9 protein-coding genes are annotated in these 13,139 nt (G+C 52.3%); 2 read left to right on the top strand and 7 right to left on the bottom strand.

Features of this window, described 5'->3' with window-relative positions; all coding sequences use genetic code 11:
• The first annotated feature begins 388 nt into the window (after positions 1 to 388).
• Positions 389 to 1,528 carry a BamA/TamA family outer membrane protein gene (locus J3P35_RS12490; protein ID WP_210464924.1) on the top strand — a complete coding sequence of 380 codons (1,140 nt, stop codon included), beginning with the start codon at positions 389 to 391 and terminating at the stop codon, positions 1,526 to 1,528.
• 93 nt (positions 1,529 to 1,621) lie between these two features.
• Here J3P35_RS12490 and J3P35_RS12485 read toward each other — a convergent pair whose 3' ends face one another.
• The 7 genes from J3P35_RS12485 to J3P35_RS12455 form a co-directional block, all read right to left on the bottom strand.
• Positions 1,622 to 2,281: an OmpA family protein gene (locus J3P35_RS12485; protein WP_210464923.1), complete on the bottom strand. Its 660-nt coding sequence runs from the start codon at positions 2,279 to 2,281 to the stop codon at positions 1,622 to 1,624.
• Between the two features lie 6 nt (positions 2,282 to 2,287).
• Positions 2,288 to 4,045, bottom strand: coding sequence for an O-fucosyltransferase family protein (locus J3P35_RS12480; protein ID WP_210464922.1), 1,758 nt, complete (start codon positions 4,043 to 4,045; stop codon positions 2,288 to 2,290).
• Between the two features lie 229 nt (positions 4,046 to 4,274).
• Positions 4,275 to 5,315: a hypothetical protein gene (locus J3P35_RS12475; protein ID WP_210464921.1), complete on the bottom strand. Its 1,041-nt coding sequence runs from the start codon at positions 5,313 to 5,315 to the stop codon at positions 4,275 to 4,277.
• Positions 5,316 to 5,394: 79 nt separating this feature from the next.
• The gene (locus J3P35_RS12470; RefSeq protein ID WP_210464920.1) at positions 5,395 to 8,850 is read right to left on the bottom strand and encodes a cell division protein FtsA; all 3,456 of its coding nucleotides are present in this window, start codon (positions 8,848 to 8,850) and stop codon (positions 5,395 to 5,397) included.
• 161 nt (positions 8,851 to 9,011) lie between these two features.
• The gene (locus tag J3P35_RS12465; RefSeq protein ID WP_210464919.1) at positions 9,012 to 10,463 is read right to left on the bottom strand and encodes a hypothetical protein; all 1,452 of its coding nucleotides are present in this window, start codon (positions 10,461 to 10,463) and stop codon (positions 9,012 to 9,014) included.
• Positions 10,464 to 10,466: 3 nt separating this feature from the next.
• Positions 10,467 to 10,880 carry a hypothetical protein gene (locus tag J3P35_RS12460; protein WP_210464918.1) on the bottom strand — a complete coding sequence of 138 codons (414 nt, stop codon included), beginning with the start codon at positions 10,878 to 10,880 and terminating at the stop codon, positions 10,467 to 10,469.
• A 2-nt stretch (positions 10,881 to 10,882) separates the two neighbouring features.
• Complete coding sequence (locus J3P35_RS12455; protein WP_210464917.1) at positions 10,883 to 12,220, bottom strand: hypothetical protein; 1,338 nt, start codon at positions 12,218 to 12,220, stop codon at positions 10,883 to 10,885.
• Positions 12,221 to 12,574: 354 nt separating this feature from the next.
• Between J3P35_RS12455 and J3P35_RS12450 the strand changes: the two genes are divergently transcribed.
• On the top strand, positions 12,575 to 12,931 hold the full coding sequence (locus J3P35_RS12450) for a cupin domain-containing protein (protein ID WP_210464916.1): 357 nt from the start codon (positions 12,575 to 12,577) through the stop codon (positions 12,929 to 12,931).
• Positions 12,932 to 13,139: the final 208 nt, after the last annotated feature.

Raw genomic sequence — 13,139 nt, 5'->3', positions numbered from 1 at the left:
CTGTTTTCCTATAAATTTGGTCAAAACGGGGGTAGCCGCATCATGAGGAGCCACGGTCTGGTACTAATTAGTTTGGCCTTTTAACACACCAGTAACCATTGGCCTGTTTTAAAGTCGATCTCAAGAAAACGGCGACTAAACAGAATGACCGCTTTATCTCCCCTGCTGCTTTGGTCATTTACTTACTTATTTCATTAAAGCATTTTTTGTGCTAATAATCTGCATTAGACCTTGTGAAGCACCAAAAAGGACCAATAAATCATAGAGCCTCCCCTCACCAGATTAAAAATGTTGCTTTACAGGAGATTAAATGAATAATTCTGCAGGTTTTCTATATATAAATTGTGGTAAACACGTATAGAACCCGAGACAACCAACAAGAACGCCTTTGAAAACAAAACTACTTTTGCTGGCGCTATTCGCCCTGCCGTTGGCTTCTTTCGCCCAGATTACCACGGAGACTCCTGCTGATTCCCTGGCCCGGGATTCTGTAGGCCAAAGCACCGCAACCCAGGATTCAGTGGCGCCCGCTTACCGGAAGCTGAATGTCTATCCGGTGGCCTACTACACCCCAGAGACGCAGTTCGGTTTTGGGGTGAAACTGGTGCACGTGCGGAAATCAAAAGGACAATTCCCTGATGACCGGCCTGACCTGTACTCTCCCACGCTGGTGTACACCACCAGAAAGCAAATCCTCACGGCCCTCTCCGCGGATGTTTGGCGCCAACACAACGGCCAGCATTTGTACGGACAGGCGGAATACAACAACTATCCTTACTTCTTCTACGGAATCGGGAACAATAGCCCCGAGGAAGCCGAAGAACCCTATACCAGCCGTACCATCAACTTCTTCGGGCAGTTTGACCAGAAGATATTTGCTAAAGTGTTCCTGGGCGCTCGTTATGAATTCAAACACGAGACCCTGCCAGAAATACAGGAAGGCGGACAGTTGGCGCAGAAAAACATCATAGGAAGCGAAGGCGTGGTTTCCTCGGGGATTGGACCAGTACTGATGATTGATAGCCGTGACAACAATTATACCCCCAAGAGAGGGCATTACCACCAGTTCTCGGCTTTATTTTTCGGGAAGTACCTGGGCGGAGAAAACAACTTTACCCGCTACCGACTGGACCTTAGGAAATATATGTCGGGTATAGGGCCGGGAGTATTAGCTATGCAGGGACTCTTTACCTTCACCGTTGGCGATGCGCCTTTCCAGCACCTGGCTACCCTGGGCGGCGTGAACGTGATGCGCGGTTTCCTGGAAGGTCGTTTTCGGGATGAAGACGCTATTGTGGGCCAGGTAGACTACCGGTTTCCTATCAAAGGGCGCATTGGCGGCGCATTGTTCGGCGGAGCCGGCCAGGTCTCCAAAAGAATCCCAGACTTTGCCGTGGACCAGTTCCACCTGGCCGGCGGCGCTGGCCTGCGCTACAGGCTTAACGACGAAGGCATGGTGGTGCGCGGAGACGTGGCTTTTTCTAAGGAGGGCATGTACATCTACTTTTCCTTCGCGGAGGCGTTTTAAAGCTGTTTTATTGAAAAAAGGCTAGAAAAGAAAAGCCGCTGCAATTTAGGTTGCAGCGGCTTTTCTGGTTTCTGATTATTACAATTTTACTTTTTACCTAACCTGCCTTGTCTCCAGCGTACCTACTTTGGGCAGGATCTGGATCACAAAACGGCGGTCCCGCACGTCGCCGGTACGGCCGGCGCCTTCAAAGCCACTGCCAGAGGCTATGAGTTCTATCCGTTCCTTGGGAAATCTGATGCCGGCGTTTCGCCAGAACTGCAGCAAGGCCAAAGCGCGTTTATAACTCAGTTCCAGGGCGTATTCGCGCTGGGTGATGTTGCGGGCGTCTCCGCGGGGGAAACTGGCGGCACGGCCATCAATCACAATGAGGTACTTTACATCGGCGCCTTTGACGGAGTTCACCACCCGGCTCAATTCCTGCCCGGCCCGGCGCAAGGGTACCAGAGACCGCTGCGGAATAGTGGCGCTGCTTTGCTCAAAGAGCACATCCACCAGCAACTCGTGGCGTTTGTACTTCTCGTTGTACTGGAAGTAGCGACTGTCCAGGCGGGAAAGGGCGGCTTTAATCTCGTCTAGTTTTCGTTTCTCCTGTACCTCTACCTGCAGGCGGGCAATGTTGCGGAGGTTCTCCGATGATTTATCGGTGAACATCTTGAAACTTAACACAAACAGCACCAGCATGATGAGGAAAAGCGCCGTCATGAGGTCCACGTAACTGGGCCAGAAGAAGTCTTGGTTGTCTTTGTTCATGGCTGTTTATCCTTTCCGGCCGTTGCTGGCCCCAGTCCCAAAGATTCTGCCCAGGGCCGCTTTAATGGCACCTGGTTCCATGCTTTTCTCCACGTTGGCGTTCAGTACGGCCAATTGCTGCAGCAGTTTCTGCTGGATCTCGGTATCAGTGTCAATTTTGCGGAGCAGGCGCTCGTTGGTCTGTTTTATCTCCTGGGCCAGGTCCTGCTGCTGCCTATTAAGTTGATCTTGCTGCGGATTGAGATTCTCAAACGGACGCATGTAATCCAGGATGCGCTGGTAAAGGTTGTCCTCGTTCAGTCTTCTGAAGTGCTCCTGCCATTTCTCGTAGGCGTTTTGGGCGTCGCGTTCCTGATGCTGCAGTCGGGCCTGCATCAGATCAGTGAGTTTAAGGGCCGCTTTGTCAAAATACTGCTCAGTGCGGTTGGCGATGGTGTCCAGTTCCTCCTCATGGCGGGCGAAGAAGTTGATCTGCCGCTGGATGGATTCATCGTGCTGCTGCAGGTAGCCGGGCACCTGGTCAAAGCCTTCCTGCAGTTTGGTTAGGCGGTTCAAAACCTGGGTGATGTTCTGGGTGAGCTCGCCGCCTTTCCTAACGGATTCATTCAGGGCCTCCTGGTACTGCAGAAAGTTCATGAACAGGCGCTCGCTCTCTTTGATCTTGTCAAACACCTGCAGATTGGCATTAGCCATCTGGGTAAAACCTATCTGGTCCAGCTTCTGGATGAATTCCTTCTGCGTGCTAATGTTATCGGTGAGCGTCTCTACAATCGGGCGGAAGCCCAGGATCTTGTCCAGGAAATCCTTGTTAAACGAGTCCAGCACCGATTTCAGGTTCCCCAGACTGGCCGACATGTCTGAGTTGAGCTTGGGCAGCAGGTGCGTTTGCAGGAAGGTATAATAGTCGTTTTTGAGGCGGTCGCGGAGGCTGCGGGCGTTCTTGAGGGCGTGGTTGCCCATCATGGTGAAAAGCAAACCGCAAAGGCTTCCGGCCATGGCAATGAGCACCCCGAACAAGAAGGACGGAATATTCTGATCGGTGATAAAGGAAGAACCTTCATCTGCGGATCCCGTGAGGCCAGTCCAGATCAGGCTGGAAAGCCCCAGGATTACGCCCGCAAAGGTCCCCAGCAGACCCACGTAGAGCGGGGTAGCGATGGTAGATTGTACTTCTGCGTCCAGGGCGTCTGAGTGGCGCTCGGCCACGTCTTTGAGGATGTCAAAATCGGCGGCTGCGCCTTTGTTCAGCCTCAGATATTCATTCGTGCTTTTGTTTATCTCCTGGAAGGTAGGCGAAGGATTTTTCACCTCGATCAGGTCTGCGTACGCTCCCGTATCCTCGGGCTCTTTGGTTTCCGACGCGACGGGTTTGGTGTCCTTGGCCAGGTAGATGTTTCCGTCGCGGTGCAGCTGCCTGAACTTCTCAATATTGATGGTGTAAAAAGGGATCTCCCCGTTCTGCGCCTCAATGTGCAGTTCCTCGGCATCTACTGCAATGATCCTTTTCACCACCGGGTTGGTGGGCGAGAATTCCCTGAAGTACTCACCGTAGAGCAGTTGGTCCCACTGTTTTTCCAGGGAGGGCGCCTCTAATGCTACCGGTTCTTTGGCAGTGAGCGACCGCCGGGCCACCGAAAGGTTTTCCTTGGCTGGAAAAAGGCCCGCAATGCTTTCCACCTTTTGGCGGTTGGCCTGGTACACGCGCCACTGGTACCCAATGATGAGGATCACCAGCAGCGCCTCGAAAATAAATATTCCTTCCATGTAGGTTTGATGTATAGAAATGGGCAGCCAAACTTCCGCTTGGCATAAGGTATTTTCCCTGTTGCAGACGCCTTTGAAGGTATGTTCTCAAGCTTTACTTCAGGTTAAAGATAGGTAATCTGGGGTTCTTAGGAGAGGTCTTAAAGCAAGGAGAACCGTTTTAGAGCTGTTTAATGTAAAACAGGCCTAAAACGGTTCTTTACTTTCAAAGACAGCTTCTGACTAAAGCTTACCGGAAATCAATTCTGGCTTTTTCCTGTATTTTCCAGCCGGCACTGGTTCTCACCAGCACCCCATCACCTTGTTGGATGATTTTGCTGACCATGCGGTTAGAAGGCTTCTCAAAAGAAAATGCGTTCTCCAGACGGTCCATTCCCTGCGAGATCACAAAGGCCTGGTTGCCGCCCAGATTAAACCGATAATTGGTGGTGGGGATCCCTTCGGTGGGTGAGTCAATTTCCAGGTAAGAATCTGAATCTGGGCGCTGCTGCAACTGGTGCGTTTTAATGGTACCGTCCTCGGGGATGATGGCGTAACGAGTACGGCTCACCGGCTCGGGAGCAGGCGTTGGGGCAGGAGCGGCCTGTTGGGTCAATTCGCTCAGGAGGTCATCGCCCACAATGCCCTGGCCTAAGGTAGCGGTTGGAACTGGCTGCCCGGCAGGGCTCTGGTCCTCACCGGCCATGACCGGCTCACGTCTTCTGTTTTCGTTTCTTCTCTGTTGTTGCTGCGGCTGACGAGGTTCGCGGGCTGGTTGGGCGCCTCCGGCCACGGGCTGCTGCTGTGGCTGTTGGGGTTGTCTCTGGCGCTGCTCCTGTGGTTGACGCGGCTCCCGTGGTTCTTGGGGCTGGCGCTGCTCTCTGGGCTCACGCGGTGGTCTCTGCTGCTGGGGTTGTCCCTCCTGCTTTTGGCGGGGCTCCTGTGGTTGACGCGGCTGCTGTGGTTGGCCTTGGGTTCCGCGCGGTTCTTGCTGGGCACGGCCGGGTTGCTGGTTCTGGTTTCTCTGTTTTTGCTCCTGAGGCTGTTGGGCCTTAGGTTGTTGGGGTTGCGGATTCTGCTGGTTTCCGCGACCTTGCTGCCGACCATTGTCTTGCGGCTGGTTCTTGGCGCTTCTTCTCAATTGGTTTTCCAAGGACTTGAGACCTGCTTCCAGCTCGCGGTTTTTCCTTTCCAAGGACTTCGTTCTAGACACGATCCCGCCCATTTTAAAAAAGGTGAATCCCGCGACAATAAGTGCCACAACTCCTAAGATGATAGGTACATATGCCATACCGTAAATAGTTTTTGAATATAAATGACGTAACAAAAAGCCTCAGATGCGTTTGGCTATGGCATCTGAGGCATCAAAGTTAAACAAATGCGCCTACCTGTTGCTGATATAATTCTTTAGACAACAAATACAGCGATTGTTTCAGGGGCATGAAGAACATGGTCTCCGGAATGAGCTCCCGGTCAGAGAGGCCTCTGAGGGTTTCTTCCAGCACCATGGTATAGCTGTCCTGGATGTTGGAGCGCATGAAATTCAGGATCCAGTGCGGATCAACCTCCACACCCATTGAGCGCATGAGCGGTGCGATGTCCGCATCGTCCAGCAGCATTTCAAGGCAGTTCATCACATTATCCAGCACTTCCTGGCGGATGGTGGAAGAGATCTGGCTTTTGTTCACCGCTCTCAAAGCATCCTCGCCGGAGGCAGCTCCCGTAGGGCGCATGATCGGAATGTCAGTGAGGTCAGACAGGTTGTTGCCTTCCAGGGCCATGGCGCCGCCGTTGGCCGTAACCTGTTTAGGGTTGTCAACCAACACCAGTTTGAAGTTGCCCGGTGCTTCCTGGCCCGTCACTTTCCTAAAGATTGTTTTGGCGTATCGCTCAACGTTAGACAGGTTGTTGCCGGCTGCCAGCAGTTTGATGTACAAACTTCCCTGCCCACTGAAACAGATGTACCGAGGCACCTGGGTGCCCAACTGCTGGGTGAGCTGCGCCAGGTGGTACATCAACGCCCCGAAGTGCAAATAGAACATCAAACGCAGCTGACGAGCCTGCAAAAGCTGAGAGCTATAGTGCAGTTCCTTGTCATAGCTGAAGAGCAAGCTGGTGATGTCTGCCGAGGAGAAATCCGGGTTATCCAGCGCGGTCTCCAGGAACTTCTTGTACTCCTTGCCTTCCTCGGTGAGCGGGATCTGCAGCACGTGGGCCACGCCGTATTGCAGCAAACCATTGTCCTTGCTTGTCTTCACCGAGGCGAAGCCATCGCCCCACAGGTCATTCCCGGCAAAGCGGAAAGAGGCGCTGTGCGAGGGTTTGCGGTTCGTAAATAAAAGTACATCGGTGGTACCGCCGCCTATGTCCACGTTGATGAGGTTCTCGTCCTGGCTGGGCACTACTACTCCGGTTCTGGACAGATAGTAGAACGGCGCCACCGACTCAGTGATGCAGGCCGTATTGCGGCCGTTTTTAAAAATGTTGTGGTAAACGCCGTCCCACACGTTCTGGAACATGTTGCGGGAGTAATCATCAAAGCTCAGCGGCGCGAACCACACCACCTTGGTGTTGGCCACATTGCCGTGGTTCAGGACTACCTTGTTTTTGATGAGCAGCATGATCTCGGTGAAGAAAGCCTCAATCCGGCGCTTCCCAGTGTTAGACAGCGTCTCACTCCACTTCAGGTCCGTGTGGTAATTCTGCTTGTACTGATCCTGGTGCGTGCCTTCGGTATTGATGGAGAATCCGATGTTGATGTTCCCAAACAAGCTGGGAATCTGGTTCTCAAAGTCAATGGATTCGCAGGTTGCCGTTCTAGTGGGGAAAGTGTACAAAGATCCGCCGGAGTTGATAATCAAGGGCAGGAACTCGCGCTTAAGCAGGGTCTCCACCGCAAACAATCGCCCGAAGCCCCGCTTATGGAACCGCTGGTAATCCGATAAAGAGGTATCATCAGAGGGCTTGTTCAGCATCACCAATTGCTGGTCATTGGCCGTGATGGAGAACTCCTTAGGAGGTTGGTTCGCTCCCGAGGTATAAGCAATGTGCGTGTTGGAGGTTCCGAAGTCAATGGCGAAGGTAAAGGTCTGGATGCCCTGCTGCACTTCCTGGAACTTAGGCACGATCAAAGCCCGGCCGGTTACGTCCACGCCCGTGTGCACCAGCTCGGCCACGTCAAAGTGCGTGCCCCTGATCTCGTAGTAAGTGCTGCCGGCGCTGGCGTTGCTTTTCTTCGTCCGTCGCTGCGAGGTGGCAGAGATTAATCCTCCGCTGGCTTCCAGTTGCCGTCCGCCGGCGTAGAAGTTTAGCGAATGGTTTCTATTTACCAACAAAGGATCAATGTCCTCGTCTACCAGCATTACCTTGTAGAAATCATTGTAGGTAGGCGCATCGGTGAACTTGTAGAACGGAAACACGCCAATGCCCACTCGTGACTTCAAGATATGCCCTTTTTCAGGGATGATCTCGCCGTGGGCATCCTTGGAGTTCAACGGGTTGTCATAGTAGCTGCGCTCGTAAACCACATTGCCCTTCTCCGTAGGGATAGACAAAGTCACCCGCACGTGGTTCACATCCACGTAGAAAGTGAGGTGCGTGGCCAGGTCCTGGGGCGTAAAATACTGGAAGTACAGGCTGGTTACCGGCAACAGGTAATTGAAAACCTTCTCGGTCACACCGGGTTGGTACAGCACCGTACCGCTGTAAAAACGGTCGGTGTTCACCTCATAAGGAACCTGCACGATGGTTTCCTGCAACAAGTCATTAACAGTGAGGTACGGATAGTTGAAACCTACCCCGGGCAGGGAACGGGCCTCAATTTCTTTGTTGTCTGAGTACCCCACGTTGGTGTTAGCCGGCCAGGCCAGGTTGTTCACGTACTTCACGTGCGGCGCCAGACGTAGGTCTGGTTTCAGCACGATGGGTCGGTCACCGGAGAACATGGTGTTGGTTGGCCGCAGGAACAGGTCGCTGCTGGTTACCGCGGTCTGGTCTTTCTTCACTAAAAAGGTAAGATGGCCCACGTGTACCGGATTCTGCTGCAGGTCTACCAACGGCAGGTATTCAGCGGAGATGCCCGCCTGCCCCCCCACGCCTGACATGCTGATGCTTTTGAGCAGGTGTTCATCCAGGGAATTATACACGGCCGGGAAGGCACGGATGTATTCCGGATTAGAGACAAACAGCTTGTGCACGTACTCTTTGAAGTCGCGCTCGCGGTCATTGAGAGAAATGTAGTTGTTGTCAAAGTACACACCCACGTTCTGCGCCCGGTTAATGGCCAGCGGCTGCACATTGGGCGACACAAACAGGAAGGTCAGCGGCGAGGTACCGCCCAGCAACTGCAGGCTCCGGTCACCACGGGGCGAAGTTGATTCCAGGTAGAACAGGAACAGATCCTCTACCCCATGGAACCGACTGTCATTCATGAACAGCTCCAAAGTCTTGCCCAGCAGGTGCGTGTTCTGGTTCGCCTGCATGGCCGCGAGCTGCTGGTGTTTGTTCCAGCGCCGGATCACGATCTTGTTTCCGCCCTGCGCGTAGCTTTGGTGGTTGTAGAGCAATTCCCACAAGTCCCAGAAATGGGTCACAAACTTATGGTAGATGCTGTTGTGGGTGCTGGTGACCCCTTGCTTCACAAAGTCAAACGCTGTCTCAAACAGGTGCATGCGGGCAAACGGCGTTGGAATGGAGGCGTTGATTTTCTGCGCCCTTCCGCCGGCCCCGTCCACCATGTCTTTAATCTCGGTGCTGGTGATCTGGGCGGTTTTCGCCCACCCTTCTACGTTTGAGCCGGTTTTATGAAGACGAAGTACTTTCGGCATAAATCTGTCTTTTTAAGGTGTTTTTGAAGAAAGAGGCGCTAAACGACTATGGTCATTTACAATACCCTCCCTTTTGATGGTTGGCCAAAGGGCAAACCCTGTTTGATTTTCTGTTCTAAGGATGTTTTCAAGAAATTACCCTAAAAACTAGTTTGAGCACATCAGGAATATTTCAGCTTTTCCTCTACCAACCTATTGGTGGCAATCTCAAAAGCCTTGATGGTGGCTTTGAAGGGCTCGCGGTCTGTGATGGATTCTGAGGCGCGGTTCAGCTCTTTCACGAATGATCCCTGGTGAATGCCCTTGTTCAGGAAACCGGTTTCTACCTGCTTGTCTGAGACCATGCGGTTGAAATCTGGCTCGTTGAGGTTGAACGCGGAGAAAGTGCGCTCCAATCGACCCAACTCTCTCAACCATGATTCATAACCGTACTCTGGACTGTTGAGAAACTTATTCAGTTCCTTGAAGACCGGCTCATTGCGGATGGCGCCGGCCAGGTCCACTCCTTTGGCGTAGGCCGCCTGCGCATCTTCGGGCACGTGGGTGTTGTAGTAGCGGGAGAAGTAATGGAACCTGATGAGCTGCTTGGCCAAACGGTCGCGCGTTTCTTGGTCAAAATTTGAAAACTGCACATTATCCACGTCCTCTCTTAAACCGAACTCATGGTAATGAGAAGATCCGGTGAGCTCGTTGTCAGAGTAGTCCATGAAATCAATGATGGACAGGGCGCTGAGCAACTCAATCAGGTGCGCATCGTTTTTCTGGCTTGCGCGGCCTGGGTTATTCTCCAGCGGTTTGTCCGGGGTGTCCCCGATGTAGTAGGTCGCGTTCACCCCGGTGAGGTGGTTTTGGTAATAAGAAAGCGCGTCCTTGGCTTTGGTGGTAAAGGTGTTGGAGTCAATAAAATCCGCCTCCACGCCAGGTGCGGGCTGCTCCAGGGAGAAATACGGCAACACCACCATGGCTCCGGTCAGCGCCGAGTTTAGGCTAGAGGCATTGGGCAGTTTGGAATGCACATCCTTAAAGTTCTTCAGCAAGAGCGGGAAACCTGCCGCCCCGGTGCCCCCAAAGATGGAGCTCACGAAGAAAATGCGGTCTCCGGCCTGGAAATTGGAGGCGAAGAAACGCATCTCCGGTGAATCGATGATTTCGTTTAAGACCACGCTGCCCACGTTGGGGCTACCCCTGAAGCCAACGTCCAGGCTGTTGTTCAGGTTCTCAGGAGTGAAGAGAAGGTCTACCAGCGCCTGGGAGTCAATGTCCAATTGGTTGTAGCCCACGTGGTCTTTAAAAGGCTTGTTGATGCCCCCGAAATCGTACACAAAAGAATCTCTGATCTTGGAGGAACCGTCGCCGGCAATGCTGGAGAGCGTGCTGATGTTGGTGTGGAAGAAGCCTTCTTCGCGCTTGCCTAACTGGTCGTGGAGGTGCTTGTAGGTTTTAAGCAGTTCCACGGTGCGGTTCATGTCCCCGTTCTGGGTGTCGGGGTCAATGATGATGGGTACTATCTTGTCACAGTTCTTGATCTTGACTCCGGCGGCCATGAGCATGACCAGCGAGCGGATGACCCTGGAGCCCGTGCCCCCAATTCCAAATACAAAAAGTTTTGCCATAGTTTATCTTGTGTGGGGCCATTTCATAGGAGTAGTCCAGGCCTGGACAGATCCTTTTTTAAGCAGCAATGAGAAAATGAAAAACAGAATAAGGCTGAGAATGGCGTTCACCAGCGCAAAGGTGTAGGTGTAAGAATGGGTTTCAATGCCATTGTTGTTTACCTGAGTAATAGGCACAATGAAGGCAATCACGGCGTTGATGATGAGCATGATGGTCCAGTGAATGGGCTTGTAAAACCCGGTGCTCATAACCCGGTTAAAAACGTAGTAATACAGGATGACCAGCGCCAGCGAGATCAATATGAGTTGGATACCGGTGTTGGGGAACACCACCTCGCGGTAATCATTGGTGTAGTTGGCAGGCATGGGGCGGCCCAGGAACAATTCATAGAGCCCGGAGAAGAAATTTTGGATCATCCTTACTTGGTTTCTTTGTTAAACTTCATGGTTACATTAAACACATTTTCACTTTTATCACGGTAGAGCGCCTGCACGCCCTCCATAATTGAATTCAACTGGTACGTTTTCCTGGGAGCCCCGGCCGGGTTGTTGTCGTTGGCGGTAGACCACTGACTAATCCAGGTGGGCACTACCTGCGGCAAAGCAAGCGAGATAGACCCCGTGTTGGCCGTCAGTTGCGGAACCCGTACCCGCACAAAGTGGGTGTATTGAGCCAGGTCTGGGGTGGCCTTCACGTCTTCCGAGGCTGCAATTACTGTACCAATAGACGCCTTTCCGCCGGTCACCGCCAGCCGCAGGTGCTGCTTGAGGTAAGCTACGTCCTGCAAGGAAGCCGGGAAATCGCTGAGGTTCAATCCAATGGTGAACTCCACCTGCTCGTCTTTTTCCGGCATTAAATTTACGCTGGTACATACCTCAGCGGTCCGGCTGGTACAATACACAACGCCCGCGGGTCTGAATGTATTGGATTTAAGAATAGCCGAATACGGAACCCGCTGGTAGTCAAACCCAAAATATGCCTGTTGAGCCGGCAGATCGCGCAGCACCTTGTTTGTGACGGTCTGCACCTCCTGCTGTTTACCAATAACCCAGATGTAGAATGGCACTTCCTCCCCGTTGAGCGTGCGTTTTACAGCCGGTTTTTTCACCGCAGGGTAAAAACTCCCGAAGAACGGGGACGCATCGGCCAAAACCGCTACTACCAGATTCTCATGCTCGGCCTGTTTCAGGCTGCTCCGGATGTCTGAGTCCAGGGAAAGGAACTGTCCCGGATTATTGGGGTCTGGTCCGTGGATGAAATCAGAGACCACCACAGTCACCGCCCCACGCTTCAACGAATTGGCAAGGGCTGCCTGCAGCATGTCGGGCAGCGGCGTGCCCAGTACATTGGCTTTGATGCCGCTGGTAATGGTGTTTTTGAGGGTACCGTAGGCAACGCTGTCCAGCACCGGCTGGCCCTGGGCGTTCTGCCCGGCCAGGTAAAAGCGTTTGTCTTCCACGTAAATACCATCCTGCACCTCAGATATGAGCTTGTTCAACCGCTTCTGGAAAACAGTGGGCTCTTTTTCAGCAGCGGGCGGTGGCATAAAACCTTTCATGCCATTGGATACCTCTAAGTACAGGTCCACGTCTACTTTGGCCTGGGCGGCGGGTGGGTTTTCTGCGGTTGGTTCGTTTACGGGCTTCTGCGTGGGGCTTTGCTCCTGCGCCGATGACTTTTCTGAGGGGGTTCCCTCCTGTTTGGATTCCTTTCTATAGCAACCGGAGAAAACCAGCGCCATGCAAAGCAGTAGCATTTCACCTCTACGAATACACCTTGATCTGTACATGCCCTTGGGATAAGTATTATTGCGCACTTACTTAGAATATAGAAAAAAGGTTATTTTTCCAATTTAGGCAAAAAACTGATTTGTAGGTACTGCCTGTTCCAACTTCCTGGCCTGGCTCACCATAACTTTAACTTAGTCAACTGGTTCTAGAACGTTGTAAAACCCAGGCTCGTGTACGCCCTTGCCTACGGACTATGAAAGACGTAAGATGGCAGGTTCCCTTCCATGATTTAAAAAGACAAGCAATTATGTCATTCAGATTCCAGGTAACTACTTCCTGCCAGATAGGTATATATACAGACCTACCAGAAACCACCACGTATGATCAGAGCTTTTAAACTGTACACTGGGGCAGATGGGCACTCCCATTTTACGCAAGGAACCATTCAAGAGAAGCTATCCACCCATGCGCTTTCCATCCATTTCAAGGAAACGCCACCCCATTCAGAATATGACTGGCACCCCGCCCCCAACACCCAGTATGTCATGAGTCTGACCGGAACCCTGGAGTTCACCACCAGCTTGGGCGAGACTTTCATTCTGGAACCCGGCGATGTGCTGCTGGCCACTGATACAACCGGCAACGGGCACAAATGGAGAATGCTGGGTGACCAGCCCTGGAAAAGGGTTTACGTGGTCTTCAACCAAGACATGGATATCAACTTCATACCAGATTAAACTTCAATCAATTATACCGGCTTGTTTTCCTCATTTGAGAGCCCGTTCTCCTATCCTGTTTGTTTATTATACGGTTAAGCCCTAATTGGGTAAAAAACGGACCAAAACAGAAAAGTCCTTTTAGGGCAATAATTTGATCGATGTCGAATAAAACTTTTTAATGCCTTCGTTTCTGCCCTCTTTTTCAGGAAACCGAGTTAAAAAGACA

Origin of the sequence: Rufibacter roseolus, from assembly GCF_017916365.1 — a bacterium.
GTDB lineage: Bacteria > Bacteroidota > Bacteroidia > Cytophagales > Hymenobacteraceae > Nibribacter > Nibribacter roseolus.
The sequence above is the reverse complement of the archived record's forward strand: the minus strand, read 5'-3'. Positions and strand labels throughout refer to the sequence as shown.